The organism is Salinisphaera sp. G21_0 (assembly GCF_017744115.1).
Taxonomy (GTDB): domain Bacteria; phylum Pseudomonadota; class Gammaproteobacteria; order Pseudomonadales; family Endozoicomonadaceae; genus Endozoicomonas.
In genome coordinates, this window is the sequence record NZ_JAGHQW010000017.1 from 1 (window position 1) to 15,937 (window position 15,937).

Here is a 15,937-nt window from a genome sequence, read left to right on the forward strand (position 1 = left end):
AAAAAAACATGTCGGGATGCAATGTCACCGCAGAGAAATACGCTGATACAATCTGACAGACCATGTTTGTTCGAAAAAACATCAAACACTCGAACTGTAGCAGCGTTTATGAAATATTCGGGTTAGAGCGACAGAGTCCGGCGCGAGATTCGGGGCAGTTTATGAAATGTCCGGGCTAAAGAGTGATTACCAGTCCATCATGGCCAGCTTCAATATCTTTTGGTAACGGATTGGTATTCATCCAGTTATCAAGCTCATGGCCAATATGGGTAAGAATAGTGCGTGATGGTTGTATCCTCTGGTGCAGCTCCATAACATCGTTCAGGCTGTTGTGAGCTCCGGGAGGCTCTGACATGTCCGGAGGGTAACTACAGTCAATAATCATGACATTGACCGGATTGCCGGTAAAAAAGGTGAGGGTCTCCTCTGGCAGTCCCAGGGTATCCGTCAAATAGACCAGTGTCCTGCCATTACGGTGAAAAACATAGCCCATGGTTGGGCGTGAATGACTGAGTGGAACAGGGGTTATCCTGACACCGTTGACAGTAAAGGGAGCGAAGGGTGTCACTGTCTGGCTGAAATCCAGAATGCCGGAATGTTTCAACAACTCTTCCGGGGCATCCGATGTGTCTGGCCCGGTCACGGATATTTTCAGGCCACTTCCCCAGCGCAGGCTGAATAAACCGGCAATATGATCCATATGGTAATGGGTCAGAATAATCTGTTTCAGGGAGCCTGCTGGAAAACGGTCTTCAATATCCGTAAGACCTGCATCAATAAGCATCATTTCACTGTCGGACTCCAGGATAGCAGAAGCCGGTCGGCGAGCGAGAAAAGGGTCCATGATGGCTTTAATGCAGGCGGGGCAGTCACAACCATAAACCGGGCATCCTTTCACGCTGCCTGTGCCGGTCAGGGTAAACTTCATCGGGAACTCCATAAAAGACTCTATAAACTGAGGGGCAGTACCGTGGTGGATTTAATGGCAGAGAGAGCCAGGGCCGTTTTAATCTGGCTGATACCGGGAATCTTCATCAGTTCTTCCATCAGGAAAAAAGAGAGTGCGTGCTGATTTTTGGCCACCACCTTTAACAGGTAATCGCCATCACTGCCAGTGATGGCATGACACTCCATAACCGGCGACATGTCCAGAATGGCCTCTTTGAAATGGGTTGCAGAGTCCGGGGTATGATTATCCAGGGAAACAGTGATAAAGGCTTCAACATCCAGGCCAACCGCCTGCGGGTTCAGTAACGTCACCTGTTTCTGTATATAGCCTTTTGCCTTCAGCCGACTGATACGGCGGGAGCATTGTGATGCAGAGAGGCTGACCAGCTCTGCAAGACATTGCAGGGATAGCGCATCATTCTTCTGGAGTGCAGACAAAAGCCTGATGTCGTAGGTATCCAATACATTTCTGCTCGCCATCCGATCCCTCGCTATGTTGTTGGCCGCACTTCTGATCAATTCAGAATTACCCGGATTAAGCATCTTCTCAAACGGGGATAATGCACTTCTTTCATTAACAACCTCCGGCAATCAGGGCTGCTGCCGAATTTATTGACAGGATCCCGACAAAACTGGCTGGCTGCTTTCAGGTAGTGTAAGCCCGGTTTGATGGCTCCGCCAATTCATCTGATGCAAACCTTTTGTATCATCTTGCGTAATGAGGCTGCATATCGCAAGGCTTTTGCATCAGGGCAATCGTATACTTTTTCTATACTGTGGCTGGACTGTAAAAGAGGACGAAGCATGGCAACGAACAAAATGTCAAAGATTACCAGCACGAACCCGATGGGAACCGATGGGTTTGAATTTGTCGAATACGCAGCGCCTGATGCGCTGGCACTGGAAAGCCTCTTCAAACAGTTTGGATTTGTTGCGGTAGCGCGCCACCGATCCAAAGAGGTGACATTATATCGCCAGGGGGGAATTAACTTTATCGTTAACAGCGAGCCTGACTCATTTGCCCAGAAGTTTGCCCGGGAGCATGGCCCCTGTGCCTGTGCATTTGCCCTCCGGGTAGAAGATGCGTCTTTTGCCTATGAGAGGGCGCTCAAACTGGGCTGTCAACCCGGGCCAACCCAAAGTGGTTCCATGGAGCTGAATATCCCATCCATTGTGGGCATCGGTGGCTGCCTGATTTATCTGGTTGACCGGTATGGCGACAAAGGGTCGATTTATGATGTGGACTTCGTTCCTGTTGAGGGCGTTGATCAGGAACCTGAAGGTGTCGGCCTGACCTTTATCGATCATCTTACCCACAATGTCCAGCGGGGCAATATGGATAAGTGGGCATCTTACTACGAGGATATTTTTAACTTCCGTGAGATTCGATATTTTGACATTGAAGGCAAGTTGACCGGGTTGAAATCCAGGGCAATGACCAGTCCCTGTGGGAAGATCAGAATTCCCATCAATGAATCTTCTGATGACAAGAGCCAGATTGAAGAGTATCTGCACCAGTATAATGGCGAGGGTATCCAGCATATTGCGCTGTACTCCAAAGATATCTATCAATCAGTACCGGCGATGCGGGGCAATGGTGCCGCCTTTCTGACCCCGCCACCGGACACCTATTACGAGATGCTTTCTGAAAGGCTGCCCTGGCATCAGGAAGATGTTGATAAGTTGAAAGCCAATGCCATTCTTATGGATGGTGCGCCTACAGAGGAGGGTGGGTTGCTGTTACAGATTTTCACTGAAACCGCCATTGGCCCGATTTTCTTTGAGATCATCCAACGCAAAGGGGATGAAGGGTTTGGTGAGGGTAACTTTACCGCGCTATTTGAAAGCATGGAAAGGGATCAGATGAGAAGAGGGGTGTTGTAGCTTTTTCTCAGATCTGACTGATCACCAATCCGTCGGGTTTTCTTATGGAACTGGTTCTATTACAGGGCTTTTCAGGGGAATGAACCATCAATCCGGTGGGGTAGTGGGCCATTCACTACCTTGCTGCAAGGCCGGGGAGAGTTTTATGAAGTCATCCAAATATCAGGCCAGGAAGCCTGACGAGTCAGGCTTTATTGTATATACAGATGAGGAGCATGAAACCTGGAGTATTCTGTATCACCGACAGATTGAGTTATTGAAAGGTCGGGCGTGTGATGAATACATGGACGGCATCGAAGAACTGGCCATGCCGTCAGAGCGGATTCCACAGCTGGATGAAATAAGCCGTGTGCTTAACGGTAAAACCGGCTGGGGGGTTGCCAGGGTGCCGGCACTGATCTCCTTTGACCGTTTTTTTAAGCTTTTAGCCGACAAACAATTCCCGGTTGCCACCTTTATCCGCGTCAGAGATGAGCTGGATTATCTTCAGGAACCGGATATTTTTCATGAAATATTTGGTCACTGCCCTCTGTTGACCAATCAGGATTTTGCTGATTTTACGGAAACCTATGGCAGGCTCGGTCTGGCTGCCAGCAAAGAAGAGCGGGTTTACCTTGCCAGGCTTTATTGGATGACGGTTGAGTTTGGCTTATTGAATACTTCCCGTGGGTTGCGTATTTATGGTGGTGGAATTCTCTCCAGCTTCGGTGAAACGGCCTATGCCCTGGAGAGTGATATTCCAGTCAGAACCGCCTTTGACCCACTGACAGCGCTGAGAACGCCCTACCGGATCGATATTTTGCAGCCATTGTATTATGTACTGGACGATATTGCGGTCCTTCATCGCCTTTGTGAAATGGATATTATGGCGCTGGTCCATCAGGCGATGGCGATGCCCCTGCTTACCCCGATGTTTGAGCCCAAGTCTGAAGAGGGTGCTGCGTGAGACAGCACTCTGCAACTTATTGGTTTTATATTATCCAATCATAACTGTTATGCTTATCGGGATGTTCGGAGACATCAGACGTCAAGGTGAAGGCCCGATAGCCTGTTCATGCAATAATCACGGTTGTGCTTTAAACGGCAATGTTTCTATTTTTTGATCTGGATCAATAAAGCGTGTACGGGAAATACGTATTCTGTAGTCACTCCTTTAGCGAGTTGCCGAAGTCAGCAGGTCGCAGCAAAAACAAAAAAGGCAGGGATCGAATTCCCTGCCGCTAAAGGAAAAAGAATATATACCACTCCAATAACAATAAAAATCGCTCTGTGCTGTCTGACAGTAGTTCCGCCCCGTTTTTACGGGGTTTCTGTTTTTGTAGCTTCCCTGTGTTAACATTCACGATTTCTCTGATGGATTGGCTGTGATTGCAATGGTCAGTCATTCGGCCTTACTTCTTTCCTAAATAAGTCAATACTTTGAATTGCAAGGAGTCTACGATGCATCCAAGGGAACTGAGCATTCAAACACCGCATTTAACATTTGCTGCGTTGGAGTGGGGGGACCCTGAGGGCGTTCCGGTGATTGCACTTCATGGATGGCTGGATAATGCGGCCAGTTTCACTCCCATGGCTCCAAAGTTAGAGGGCATCAGACTGATAGCTGTGGACCAGGCTGGCCATGGTCTTTCTGAACACCGTCCCGCGTGGTTCAGTTATGATGTTTGGCACTACGTTGAAGATCTGGTTTATATCGCTGAGTCATTGCAACTTGAACGGTTTGGTTTGCTTGGGCATTCCATGGGCGGTGTGGTCAGTGCCATGGCAGCGGGTTCCGTGCTGAAAGATCAGGTTACCGGGTTGGTAGCTATTGATGGGCTTTTCCCCTGGCCAAGAAACCCTGAAGATGCCCCTGAAGCGCTGGCGAACTATATCAATCAACGCAGAACACCTGTTGATCATTTGCCAGTGACCCGCTATCGATCGAAGCAGCTGGCCGTTCGGGCCAGGGCCATGGGCCAGTTCAAAGTTTCCAGGCAATCGTCAGAACTGCTGGTGGATCGATCCATTATTCAGGATGGAGATGGCTGGATCTGGACGGCAGATCCCCGTTTAAAGCTGGGATCTCCCACCCGTTTTTCCCTTGAGCAGACCCTGGCATTTCCCCGACAGATAACCTGTAATGCTCATATGGTCTATGTTGACAGTGGTCCGATCTGTGACGCTATTAACCAGTATCATCAGAAGCTGCCAAATATTCATTTTCACCCGATGAGTGGCAATCATCATCTTCACATGGACGATCAGGTGGAAGCGATTGCCAATATAGTTAACTCTGTTTTAGGCAGTAAATTATGATAGTCTGAAACGTCGTTGGGGGAAGACTTGGATGGTGTTTCATGAATAAAGTGATTGTGGATATCCCGGGTCTACTGAAGACTCTTGAATCTGGCTCTTTAACCATTGCCTGCAAAATAATCAGTACCCTGCTTTGCCTGGTAATTGGTCCTTCAACCTATGCGTCGGGACTTCCAGCGTATCCTAATGCCCGTATTGAGCTTGCCATCGATGAGAATCGACAGAACCACCCGATCATTACCAACCGGATGAAGCGGGTCAACGGCGTTGTTACCTCGGATGGCGCTCAGTGGCTTGACGGACACCTGATCAGGGACCTCTACTTTCTGCCGCCCGGGCACAGCAGCAATCAAGGCTATGAATTTTATGTCAGCCTGTTGCAAGGGGAGGGTATTGAGACGCTGTTTGAATGCCGCAGTTTTTCCTGTGGTGCCAGTAATTTCTGGGCTAACGATGTCTTCGATATTTCCACGCTCTATGGTCAGGATAAGGAACAAGCGTTTTATATTGGGAAAAAGCTGAACACTTTCTATACGGTCTACGCGGTGCGCCGGGGCAATGGACGCATTTATACATTGGTGGATATCTTTAAGCCCCATGACTATGAGATGGAGCGTACAATCGAACAGGATGCTGGCAACAATGTCTTCAGGCTGGAATCCGGTAAATCCGGGATTGAAAAAAGTTCTGATCTGGCCTCATTTGTTACAAATATGAACATTGACTCATCAATGAATGCACTGCTTATCATTCACAGCACGGTGCCCGAGACCCTGGCAGAGCTGGATACCTGGCAGAACAAAATGGAAGTACTGCAAGAGAATATTGTTCAGCATTTAAATGAGCAGGGGATCAGCGAGTCACGACTACGCTTCAATATTTCCATTGGCACTGAAGATAATTCGCTGGATCCGGGAACAACGCCATCTTTCGGGCTTGAAATTGTGCCTTTAAATTAAAGGTTGATTGCCATTTTCTTCAAATTGGGCTTATGTTCACGGACTTATCCGCACCTGATGGTCTTTATCCGGAACTATGAGTGATTTTACAGGTCAAACGTGTCGAAGCAGTGAAATTGCTGCTGATAATCAGCGATTTTAAAATAACTATCGTTAACTACTTTCGGATTGACTCAAAATGCAAAGCTTGCCTGCTACACCATCAGGAGCGAATGGTTACATTAATAATCCTGGCTGTACTTTCGAAAATGATAATTGCCGTTCAACATGCCTCGGCTTCATCTGGGGGGGGGCAACTTCTACCGGTGGGGCGGTTGGTTCGTGCTTACCCTTAGAAGGCACCATGGTAGCTAAAGTTTGTTACGGTGCTCTTGCTGGTTCGGGTGTCGGTATTCTCGCAATGATTGGAATAAGTGCCTATTTCGATGCTAAATATGGTGGCTGCTGCGGTATAAAGTCTCGGGAGGCTGCTCCTGTTCACACGGATCTTTCAATTAGCAGAACAGCCCGGCAATCAGGGAGAGAGTCCATCGTGGCGGTTCAGCCCTTGCCTATGCACAACGATTCAAAGCATATAGATTCAGACCAGACATTGACGGTTATCAACCAGGAGTCTGAGCATTTGTTGCCAGAACCACCGCCATCCTACGTGACGGTTATAAGCTCGCAGTTAGAACTTCAGCCTCCACCTCCATCTTACAGTGAGATTTTCCCAGCTAAACCATGAAGCATTAACCCGGAAATCGCTGTGTGATCTCGGTGGCAATGCTATCGGTAGCATTGCCAACAGTTATCTGCTGATCTTGTATAATACAGTGAAGTTTCATGGTTTTACCAATCAGCCTGCCCAGTTCATTACCCTCTGCAGGAATTCGGTAAATGTACAAATTATTAAATCGCTGTACTTTGCCCTGATATTGTTGCCACCAGATATCCGAATGGCGACCGCCATAGTTATAGATAAAAACCTTCTTTGCCCGGCCACAGGCCTTTCTTAGCCGCTTTTCATCCGGTTGACCAAGCTCTATCCAGGTGTCAATTTCACCACTGAGATTCTTTTGCCAGATATCAGGCTCGTCATCAGTGCTGATACCTTTGGTAAACTGAAGTTCCCCTGAAGCATGGAGTGACCAGACCATCAGTCTCAACATTGCCCTTTCGTCATTTTCCGATGGATGGCGGGCAATGGTTACATCATGGTCTGCATAATAGTGGCGGTTCATGTCCGCTATATTAATACTTGCTTTGTAGATCGTTGCTTTCAGGGCCATGGATCATTAACTCGATAAAAAGTTGAGTTTACCCTGAAGCAATCAGGAGTTTATGCAAAGGATGATGTAATATTGATTCAGGTCAATATGTCAGAAAAAAACAATACGTATTATGGCTTACGCCTGAAGGGGAAAAGAGATGGGGGGATTTCTCCAGAAAAGGCCTTTACGTCGCGGGGGAGGTGACGCAGAGGCCACGAAGATGAGACAGGCAACAACAATAAAATTTTGAAACCGGTTCTTGTGACCGGTTTTTTGTTTCTGCTCAGAAAAACTCAGAATAAAAAAACCCGTAATCGGGCTTTTCTCAATGACAATGGCAGTTGCAACCTATGTATTGAATACCTTCACTGGTTTCAATCAACTTACCTTTCCCAACAAACTGATCAACCAGTTCTGCTGCAGTCAGTTCCTGTGCGGAGCACGTGTGGTATCGGGCTTCTTCACCAAACTCTGCTGATATTGCTGTTAGGAGCGCCTCTTTGCTCAGCGCGACTTCCTGTTCTCTGATCATATTCAGTACATTATGACCGTGTACGGATTCCATGGGCTTATTCTCATATCAATAGTGGGGACTTCAGCCAACAATACGCTGACTAATGCAATTAAACAGTCGTATATATTCGTATCAGGTTGGTGTCACCATTATGAATGCCTCTGTGTGAAACGGCAGCGAATGCACTGCGGTGGTCGCTAAATTCAGCTATGTTCATGGGGTGTATATGGTTTGCAATGCGTGCTTGCTATGAATTCGACATCTACCATCAGATCATACCCTTCAAACATTGATAAACTGAGCCGGGTAAAGGGTGGGGTGGCTGGCCTGCTCATTGGTGATGCCCTGGGCGTCGGCACCCATTGGTATTATGACCTGGATCAACTGGCACAGGATTATGGCCCCTGGATTGATACTTATCAGGACCCTGCAGTTAATGGCAGCCATGGTTTTGCCAATATCAGTCACTTCCGTTATCAGCAGGGTGTCAGGGCAGGCGACGTTTCCCAGACGGGCCAGGTGATCGTATTGCTGCTTGAGTCTCTGGCCAATTGTGATGGTTTTGTACTGACAGATTTCCTTGCCCGGCTTGATGATTTCTTCTCGCCATTGTCCGGTGAGTCCTTTTCCGGGCGCTATACGGATGAATTGATGGTGGACCTGATCAGGGCACGCCGCACGGGGTTACATTGGGGTGATCCCGGGATTGCTTCGGGTTGTGACACAACCGAGGGAGCACAGTTTGTATCCCTGCTGGCCCTGGCGATTGATGACCCGGTTGAGCTGGTAGATGCTGCTGGTCAACTGCTGCAGACATTCTACAGGGAGCCTTTTATACGGCAGAATACACTGGTATTTGCCCTGGTTGTTCAGGCCATGGTCAACAGCGTTCCTCTGACCGAATTACCGGGCTGTTTAGCGGCTATGGCAAAACGCTCAGACGTGATGTCGGCAATACAGCGTTACGACCATCTACTGACTCCGGGAAATGGGCGGGTGGCCTGGCAACCGGACACCGTTCGTATAGAACCGGCCCTGCATATCAGTCAGGTCTATGGTATGGATTGCCAGCTTGTTCACGTGCTTCCCTGTGCTTACTACCTGATGCACCGCTACCCTGATCAATTTGAACAGGGTGTATTGTCTGCCATTAACGGGGGCGGTAATAATATGGCCAGGGCCGCTTTAACCGGTGTTCTTCTGGGTGCCATGAATGGGCTGGAGGCGATACCGGACCGTTTAGTTAATGGACTCCATGACAGTCACCGCTATTTGAAGCTGGCAGACATGATTGTCGTTTAATATTTAATCTGAAAGTAATCTGGGATTTTCCAAATTCAGCAGGAACGTCAAAAGTTCTGGTAGTTAACAGTCGACCTTATGGAACCGACCATCAATACATTTGCTTCTGGTGTACCGGTATACAGTAATTGCTTTGATGGCGGTGCATCGGTTGTCGGCAATCGAAATATAGTACCTGTTCTGCGTCGTCACCATTTATCCCCCGGCGGGACTTTCCAATGGCCTGATCAGCAGCCGTTGAATCAGCGCATCTGTCAACCGTATCAACAACTGGCTTTACCATTGTTGCCCGGGAGCGAAATAGCATGCAGTGATGACCGTCGTTCTTGCCAGCCTCATTGTGAAGCTCTGCCACTGCAAGTTTGTCGTTCCGGAAATACGGAAGAGTTCCGACGGTTACTGGCAGCCAATTCGGGAATTGCCCAACAATGGTTCCGTTCGGCGGTCACCGGTTGTGATGTCACCTTGCTGCACATCGCTGCCCGAACTGGCCACAAACAGATCTTACAGGCTCTGCTTGAGGCCGGTGCTGACTGCCACGCCACCTGCCGGGACATGACGGCTCTTTTTCTGGCGGTGAGCGAAGGGCACGTGGCGTGTTGCCAGGCTCTGCTTAGTGCCGGAGCGGATCCCAACACCCCTCGAAAGACCGGCGTCACGCCTCTTTTCTGCGCTGCCCTGCAAGGCAATCAGGTAGCCGTGGAGGCACTTGTCAAAGCCGGGGCAAATTTACATTTAACCTTTATGGATGGTTTGACAGCCCTGCATATATCCGTCTTGCAAGATGACAATGTGCAGGTGGCACAAACGCTGATCAATGCCGGGGCTGATTACAATGCAACCGATGATGACGGTGAAACGCCACTGTTCATCGCCATACGCGAAGGTAGCGTGAGATGCGCCCAAATGTTGATCAAAAACGGTGCGAGCCTGAATCTTGCCAGTGAGGGTGGAACGACGCCTCTGTATCTCGCTACTAAAACAGACTGTGTGGAGATTGTGCAGGCATTGCTCAGTGCCGGTGCAACAGCCAATCCGGTTTCCTTCTGGGACGGCACAATGCCTCTGCATATTGCAGTACTCAATGGTAATAAGAAAATTACCAAAGCCCTGATCAACAGTGGAGCTGCCCTTGATATTGCTGATAGCGTGGGCACAACTCCCCTTTACATCGCTGCCCGGGAGGGTCACGAGAAATGTCTCAAAGCCTTGCTAAAAGCCGGTGCAAACGCTGACGTTGTTCGTTTTCTGGATGGTGCGACACCTCTGTCTATCGCTGCCAGAAATCATCAACTGACCAGCGTGCGAATGCTGCTTGGTGCCGGGGCGAAGAAAAGATGACCTGTGATAGTTTATCCACTACTACTGAATCCGAGCCTGCTTTCTTATTTCCCAACAAACCGGGCAATCATTACCGTCGGACTCAGTACACCCACAATAGCTTCGAGAGATACCAGACCCTGTGCCAGAGGGCTGAGGGGCAGAATGTCGCCATAACCCAGCGTGGTCAGGGTGACAAAACTGAAATAGAGATAATCCGGCCAGCTGGAAATCCCCTGGATGGCAAGATCAAAGGCCCCGGGGGTAATCAGGTTCACCAGTAGATAAAGATAACTGAACGTGATGCCCGTCAGTAAATAGAAGTTAATCGCCGCCAATAGTTTCTCGGCTTGGGGCTTAACGCTGAACAGGTGCCCGATAAGCATCAGCATCATGCCCAGATGGAACAGCATGCTGGCTATTAAGCTGAAGAAGGGGAGCCAGTTTGGCGGGTTTGGGAACTCAACCATCGCCCTGAGTATAACGATAGTTGTGCCGGTGATCTCTAACCAGAGACGGATTTTTGGACTGTTTTCTGTCAGCGATCCGAGGGTCAGAACCAGACTGGCTATCATCAGGCAGGAAAACAGGGTTACCCCAATGGATTGGTACTCCATGACAATAGGAGAGAACAGGATGCTGCAGGTCAGGGTGATCAACAATAGACCCATTGAAACAGCCGGGTTGCGGTTCATTCGCTGTGAGAAGTCAAGAAAGGATGGTCGTAACATGGGTGATTGGCCTTAAGGGCACTGTCTGATAAGAAACAGCGCTCTAAAATACCCTGCAAGTAGATCCGGGGCTACAAAAACTGTTCATTTTTACGCCATCGGTCGATGTTTGATCTTTGTATAAGAAAGGATACAGGATTGTCCGCAGTTAAGGGCTCGTGTTATCTTCTCGGGTTAAACTACTGTGTTTATAATCAGTTATCTCAGGGAGCCGAATGGCAGGGTCCGCAAGCAAAAAGAGTCATCAGCCGGATAGTGATCAATCACAAGATCCTGTTTTCATACGACGGCGCAAGCGTACAATCCGGGGCGATGCAGCGACGGAAACGCTCTCATCACGAGTGCGTGAAGGTATCATGTTTGGCTGGCTGGTACTGGCCGCTTTTCTGGTATTGGCACTGGCCAGTTATGATAAGGTCGATCCTGGCTGGTCTCATATTGGCCCGGTCAAGGATATTGCCAACAGTGCCGGCAGAATCGGGGCATGGTCAGCGGATTTGCTGCTAACCCTGTTTGGATTTCTGGCCTGGATGGTGCCGGTTATTCTGGTGATCAAGGCGATCAGGGTTTTTCGCTACCGCCATGAGCCTGATGAATGGAATTCCTGGTTACTGTTGATTCGCAGTATGGGGTTTATTCTGTCCATTGCTTCAGGGGCTGCCCTGGCTTCACTTCACTATCATGGGTTGAGTGAGCTGTTTCCCTCGTCCAGCGGCGGGATTATTGGCGAGCTGCTTATTCAGCTGTTCCTGCCAGCCTTTAATGTCACCGGCAGCACACTGCTGCTGATGGCACTGTTTCTCCTCGGTGTGACGCTTTATACCGATCTTTCCTGGTTTCGTTTGATGGACAGTGTTGGCTATTGGAGCCTGCGCTTCGCCGTTTACTGCAAAGAAAAGTTGCTTGCGCTTTATTTTGCGTTGCAAGAGAAGCTGGCCGCCAGAAAGCAGAGTCAGCCTGAGCAAAGCGACCTGTCGCCAGTGAAAAAGCAGGAGCCTGCATTAAAGCTGCAGGAGGACTCTATACCACTGGCTCCTCCGGTGATTGAGAAGAGAGCCGATAAGCCAAAGCCGGTTATTGTCCCTCCTCCAGCGAGGGAGAAAGCGCCACCTCTGGTGGAACATACCCCGCTTGGCAGTTTACCAACCGCCTCGTTGCTCGATGAAGCCCGCCCCTCCGGCAAGGCCATGAGTCCAGAGTCTCTGGATGCCATGTCCCGCTTGCTGGAACTGAAGTTAAAAGACTTCAGCGTCGATGTCGAAGTGGTTGCCGTCCATCCCGGGCCGGTCATTACCCGTTTTGAGATTCAACCGGCACCCGGTACCAAGGCCAGTAAAATTACCAACCTTGCCAGCGACCTGGCCCGTTCTCTGGCGGTGGTCAGTGTCCGGGTGGTGGAAGTGATTCCCGGAAAGTCGGTGATGGGGATTGAGATTCCCAATGATGACCGTGAAACTGTTTTCTATAGCGAAATTATTTCATCCAGGGCGTTTGATGACGCACAGTCCCCGGTCAGCCTTGCCCTGGGACATGATATTTCCGGTCAGCCGGTGATTGTGGATCTGGCTAAAATGCCGCACCTTCTGGTGGCCGGTACTACGGGTTCCGGTAAGTCCGTGGGTATCAATGCCATGATCTTATCCATGTTGTTCAAGTCCAGCCCGGAAGATGTGCGGTTGATCATGATTGACCCGAAAATGCTGGAGTTGTCCATCTATGATGGCATTCCTCATCTTCTGGCACCGGTAGTGACGGACATGAAAGAGGCGGCCAATGCCCTGCGCTGGTGTGTTGCCGAGATGGAGCGTCGTTACAAGCTGATGGCATATCTGGGGGTTCGTAACATTGCCGGCTATAACCGCAAGGTGAAAGATGCCCTGGAAAAGGGTGAGCCGCACAGGGATCCTTTCTACCAGCCTGTGTCAGCAGAAGATGTCGCACCAGAGTTAGGCACGCTGCCCTTTATCGTGGTAGTGGTTGATGAATTTGCCGACATGATGATGATTGTTGGTAAAAAGGTTGAAGAGCTGATTGCCCGTATTGCCCAAAAGGCCCGGGCAGCCGGTATTCATCTGATTCTGGCCACACAGCGCCCATCCGTGGATGTGATTACCGGTCTGATTAAGGCCAACGTTCCTACTCGCATCAGTTTCCAGGTGTCCAGCAAAATTGACTCCCGAACCATTATTGACCAGGGCGGCGCTGAGCAGTTACTGGGCCACGGAGACATGCTCTATCTACCCCCGGGAACCAGCGTTCCTGTCCGAATTCACGGGGCTTTCGTTGCTGACGATGAAGTGCATCGGGTGGTGGCTGACTGGCAGCTGCGGGGAACGCCGGATTTTGTGGAAGAGATTCTCAATGGTGTCAGTGAGAGTTCTGAAGGCAGTGCATTTTCCGGCGGGCTGGATAACAATGAGCAGGACCCTCTTTACGATGAAGCCGTGGCTTTTGTTACCGAGTCGCGCAGGGCGTCCATTTCTTCGGTTCAAAGGCAGCTGAAGGTAGGTTATAACCGGGCAGCCCGAATGATTGAAGCCATGGAGGCGGCAGGTGTTGTCAGCCCGGCATTGACTAACGGCAATCGTGAAGTGATTGCTCCACCACCGCCCAAGCATTAATTTTCCAGATTAAGTTCTTATTTATGATCAAGAAAGCGCCGTTATTGACTGTTTTACCACTGGTTTTTGCCATCAGCATGCCAGTCTGGCCTGCTGAGCAGACATCAACTCATGCATCCATGCTGGCCAGGGCGGAAAGCAGTACGCCTGCCAGTATAAAACATGATCAGAAAGCCGCTGATGCGCTGGCTAAAAAGCTGCAGGCCATGAATACTGTCAGTGCCAATTTTTCTCAAAGTACCATTGATAAAAGCGGTCGCTCCAAAGTTGAGAAGGGGAGTATGCAACTTAAGCGGCCAAATCAGTTCCGCTGGAATATCACTTCACCGTTTAACCAGGAGATTATTGCTAAAGATGGAAAACTCTGGATGCTCGATCCTGACTTTAAGCAGGTGGTGATTAAAAAAATGGACAATCAGTCAGGACCGACCGCCGTGCAGCTACTGAGCGGCGATGCCAGTGAGTTTCTGATGGAGTACGCGGTGACTCGCATGAACTATGGCCCGGAGGTGGTTTATACCCTGAGACCCGGTAACGTGTCAGATCTTTTTGAAAGGCTGGAGATCCATTTTTCCAGGGAGGAGATTTCAGCCATCACGATTGTGGACTCTCTCGGTGGTAAGCGACGAATTGACTTTACCCGGGTGAACCTCAATCAGCCGGTGGACAATACACTGTTTGAACCTGACCTGCAGACATTAGAGAAGGCCGGTTTTGATATTATTGATGAGAGCAGGGTATGACCTCACTCTTTGATGCCCCTGCTTCTGATCGCTATGAACCCCTGGCGGCAAGGATGCGCCCCGGAGTCCTCGATGAATACCTGGGCCAGGAACATATTCTTGCCAGAGGCAAGCCCCTGCGGGAAGCGCTGGAGCAGGGTATGCTCCATTCCATGATTTTCTGGGGACCGCCTGGCGTTGGCAAGACGACGCTGGCAAGACTGATTGCGACAAAAACCGATGCCCATTTTGAAACCCTGTCTGCCGTGCTTTCAGGGGTTAAAGACATAAGGGAAGCGGTAGCAAGGGCAAAGGATGAACAGCGTTTTTACCAGCGGAAAACAGTACTGTTTGTGGATGAGGTTCATCGGTTTAACAAGTCGCAACAGGATGCATTTCTGCCGCATATAGAAGACGGTACTGTTATTTTTATCGGGGCTACCACCGAAAACCCATCGTTTGAACTTAATAATGCATTACTCTCAAGGGCCAGGGTCTACGTACTTAAGTCGCTGGGGGAAGAGGCCATTGGCCAACTTGTTGATCAGGCTTTGACCAATGAAGAAAGAGGCCTGGGCGGCAAGGGCATTCAGCTGGAGCAGAGCGCCAGGGATATTCTGATTCGCTATTCTGACGGCGATGGTCGCAAGGCACTCAATACTCTGGAAGTTGCATCGGATCTGGCTGAGAACGGCATTATCACGTCTGAGGCGGTTCAGGCCATTCTTGCCGATACCGGGCGACGTTTCGATAAAGGCGGTGACGCGTTTTACGATACCATTTCAGCTTTTCATAAGTCCGTTCGCGGCTCCAATCCGGATGCAGCACTCTACTGGGCCGCTCGAATTGTTGATGGGGGAGGGGATCCTCTCTACGTGATTCGTCGGCTGGTGGCTATTGCCAGTGAGGATATTGGCAATGCAGACCCAAGAGCGCTGGAGATTGTCATTAATGCCTGGCAGGCATTTGAGCGGTTGGGGGCACCGGAAGGACTGTTGGCCATGGCCCATGCAACGGTCTATTGCGCCTGTGCACCAAAAAGTAATGCAGTTTATAAAGCCTGGAAAGCGGCATGGGACGATGTAAAAAGTCATCCATCCTATGAGGTGCCTCATCATCTGCGGAATGCGCCGACCCAATTAATGGGCAGTCTTGGCTATGGTGCTGGTTATCGCTATGCCCATGATGAGCCCAATGCCTACGCGGCTGGGGAGCGCTATTTTCCAGAAGAAATGGATGTGCCGGACTATTATCAGCCGAATGATCGCGGATTGGAGATTAAGATCAAGGAAAAGCTGGCCTGGCTGAAACGGCTTGATAAAGAGAGTACAGTAAAGAGATAGTTTTTATATTATCCAATCATATACTCATGATTTCAAATAGCC

Annotated in this window: 15 protein-coding genes; 10 read left to right on the plus strand and 5 right to left on the minus strand. The window is 49.6% G+C overall.

Features of this window, described 5'->3' with window-relative positions:
• Positions 1 to 175: 175 nt before the first annotated feature.
• A complete protein-coding gene (gene phnP / locus J7439_RS09670; protein ID WP_209201621.1) occupies positions 176 to 928 on the minus strand; it encodes a phosphonate metabolism protein PhnP in 753 nt (250 codons plus the stop codon).
• A 20-nt stretch (positions 929 to 948) separates the two neighbouring features.
• Positions 949 to 1,467, minus strand: a complete 519-nt coding sequence (locus J7439_RS09675) for an Lrp/AsnC family transcriptional regulator (protein WP_209201622.1) — start codon at positions 1,465 to 1,467, stop codon at positions 949 to 951.
• A 285-nt stretch (positions 1,468 to 1,752) separates the two neighbouring features.
• On the opposite strand from J7439_RS09675, the gene hppD reads away from it, so the two are divergent.
• The 5 genes from hppD (at position 1,753) to J7439_RS09700 (ending at position 6,816) form a co-directional block, all read left to right on the plus strand.
• Positions 1,753 to 2,832: a 4-hydroxyphenylpyruvate dioxygenase gene (gene hppD, locus J7439_RS09680; RefSeq protein WP_353623033.1), complete on the plus strand. Its 1,080-nt coding sequence runs from the start codon at positions 1,753 to 1,755 to the stop codon at positions 2,830 to 2,832.
• A 145-nt stretch (positions 2,833 to 2,977) separates the two neighbouring features.
• On the plus strand, positions 2,978 to 3,778 hold the full coding sequence (phhA, locus tag J7439_RS09685; protein WP_209201623.1) for a phenylalanine 4-monooxygenase: 801 nt from the start codon (positions 2,978 to 2,980) through the stop codon (positions 3,776 to 3,778).
• 494 nt (positions 3,779 to 4,272) lie between these two features.
• Positions 4,273 to 5,130, plus strand: coding sequence for an alpha/beta fold hydrolase (locus J7439_RS09690; RefSeq protein WP_209201624.1), 858 nt, complete (start codon positions 4,273 to 4,275; stop codon positions 5,128 to 5,130).
• Between the two features lie 41 nt (positions 5,131 to 5,171).
• A complete protein-coding gene (locus J7439_RS09695; RefSeq protein WP_209201625.1) occupies positions 5,172 to 6,089 on the plus strand; it encodes a DUF4892 domain-containing protein in 918 nt (305 codons plus the stop codon).
• A gap of 178 nt (positions 6,090 to 6,267) precedes the next feature.
• On the plus strand, positions 6,268 to 6,816 hold the full coding sequence (locus J7439_RS09700) for a hypothetical protein (protein ID WP_209201626.1): 549 nt from the start codon (positions 6,268 to 6,270) through the stop codon (positions 6,814 to 6,816).
• 4 nt (positions 6,817 to 6,820) lie between these two features.
• Here the strand turns inward: J7439_RS09700 and J7439_RS09705 are convergent, their stop codons facing one another.
• Complete coding sequence (locus J7439_RS09705; protein WP_209201627.1) at positions 6,821 to 7,360, minus strand: YaeQ family protein; 540 nt, start codon at positions 7,358 to 7,360, stop codon at positions 6,821 to 6,823.
• Between the two features lie 307 nt (positions 7,361 to 7,667).
• A complete protein-coding gene (locus J7439_RS09710) occupies positions 7,668 to 7,907 on the minus strand; it encodes a YecH family metal-binding protein (RefSeq protein ID WP_209201628.1) in 240 nt (79 codons plus the stop codon).
• 198 nt (positions 7,908 to 8,105) lie between these two features.
• Between J7439_RS09710 and J7439_RS09715 the strand changes: the two genes are divergently transcribed.
• Both J7439_RS09715 and J7439_RS09720 read left to right on the plus strand, forming a co-directional pair.
• On the plus strand, positions 8,106 to 9,158 hold the full coding sequence (locus J7439_RS09715) for an ADP-ribosylglycohydrolase family protein (protein ID WP_209201629.1): 1,053 nt from the start codon (positions 8,106 to 8,108) through the stop codon (positions 9,156 to 9,158).
• A gap of 78 nt (positions 9,159 to 9,236) precedes the next feature.
• Entirely contained in the window at positions 9,237 to 10,499 is a 1,263-nt protein-coding gene (locus J7439_RS09720) for an ankyrin repeat domain-containing protein (RefSeq protein ID WP_209201630.1), read from the plus strand.
• 44 nt (positions 10,500 to 10,543) lie between these two features.
• On the opposite strand, the gene J7439_RS09725 is transcribed toward J7439_RS09720, so the two are convergent.
• On the minus strand, positions 10,544 to 11,209 hold the full coding sequence (locus tag J7439_RS09725) for a potassium channel family protein (protein WP_209201631.1): 666 nt from the start codon (positions 11,207 to 11,209) through the stop codon (positions 10,544 to 10,546).
• Between the two features lie 215 nt (positions 11,210 to 11,424).
• On the opposite strand from J7439_RS09725, the gene J7439_RS09730 reads away from it, so the two are divergent.
• The 3 genes from J7439_RS09730 to J7439_RS09740 are packed head-to-tail and all read left to right on the plus strand — an operon-like array spanning position 11,425 to position 15,895.
• Positions 11,425 to 13,830, plus strand: coding sequence for a DNA translocase FtsK (locus J7439_RS09730; RefSeq protein ID WP_209201632.1), 2,406 nt, complete (start codon positions 11,425 to 11,427; stop codon positions 13,828 to 13,830).
• 23 nt (positions 13,831 to 13,853) lie between these two features.
• Positions 13,854 to 14,573 carry an outer membrane lipoprotein periplasmic chaperone LolA gene (gene lolA / locus J7439_RS09735; RefSeq protein WP_209201633.1) on the plus strand — a complete coding sequence of 240 codons (720 nt, stop codon included), beginning with the start codon at positions 13,854 to 13,856 and terminating at the stop codon, positions 14,571 to 14,573.
• On the plus strand, positions 14,570 to 15,895 hold the full coding sequence (locus J7439_RS09740) for a replication-associated recombination protein A (protein ID WP_209201634.1): 1,326 nt from the start codon (positions 14,570 to 14,572) through the stop codon (positions 15,893 to 15,895). Before lolA ends, J7439_RS09740 begins: the two co-directional genes overlap by 4 nt.
• Positions 15,896 to 15,937 lie beyond the last annotated feature (42 nt).

What these genes read in the sequence shown, in the direction of transcription:
- J7439_RS09725 (WP_209201631.1), bottom strand. Translation starts at nt 11,209, where the DNA reads ATGTTACGACCATCCTTTCTTGACTTCTCACAGCGAATGAACCGCAAC.
- J7439_RS09720 (WP_209201630.1), top strand. Translation starts at nt 9,237, where the DNA reads ATGGAACCGACCATCAATACATTTGCTTCTGGTGTACCGGTATACAGT.
- J7439_RS09740 (WP_209201634.1), top strand. Translation starts at nt 14,570, where the DNA reads ATGACCTCACTCTTTGATGCCCCTGCTTCTGATCGCTATGAACCCCTG.
- J7439_RS09705 (WP_209201627.1), bottom strand. Translation starts at nt 7,360, where the DNA reads ATGGCCCTGAAAGCAACGATCTACAAAGCAAGTATTAATATAGCGGAC.
- phhA (WP_209201623.1), top strand. Translation starts at nt 2,978, where the DNA reads ATGAAGTCATCCAAATATCAGGCCAGGAAGCCTGACGAGTCAGGCTTT.
- phnP (WP_209201621.1), bottom strand. Translation starts at nt 928, where the DNA reads ATGAAGTTTACCCTGACCGGCACAGGCAGCGTGAAAGGATGCCCGGTT.
- J7439_RS09700 (WP_209201626.1), top strand. Translation starts at nt 6,268, where the DNA reads ATGCAAAGCTTGCCTGCTACACCATCAGGAGCGAATGGTTACATTAAT.
- J7439_RS09695 (WP_209201625.1), top strand. Translation starts at nt 5,172, where the DNA reads ATGAATAAAGTGATTGTGGATATCCCGGGTCTACTGAAGACTCTTGAA.
- J7439_RS09730 (WP_209201632.1), top strand. Translation starts at nt 11,425, where the DNA reads ATGGCAGGGTCCGCAAGCAAAAAGAGTCATCAGCCGGATAGTGATCAA.
- lolA (WP_209201633.1), top strand. Translation starts at nt 13,854, where the DNA reads ATGATCAAGAAAGCGCCGTTATTGACTGTTTTACCACTGGTTTTTGCC.
- J7439_RS09715 (WP_209201629.1), top strand. Translation starts at nt 8,106, where the DNA reads ATGAATTCGACATCTACCATCAGATCATACCCTTCAAACATTGATAAA.
- J7439_RS09690 (WP_209201624.1), top strand. Translation starts at nt 4,273, where the DNA reads ATGCATCCAAGGGAACTGAGCATTCAAACACCGCATTTAACATTTGCT.
- hppD (WP_353623033.1), top strand. Translation starts at nt 1,753, where the DNA reads ATGGCAACGAACAAAATGTCAAAGATTACCAGCACGAACCCGATGGGA.
- J7439_RS09710 (WP_209201628.1), bottom strand. Translation starts at nt 7,907, where the DNA reads ATGGAATCCGTACACGGTCATAATGTACTGAATATGATCAGAGAACAG.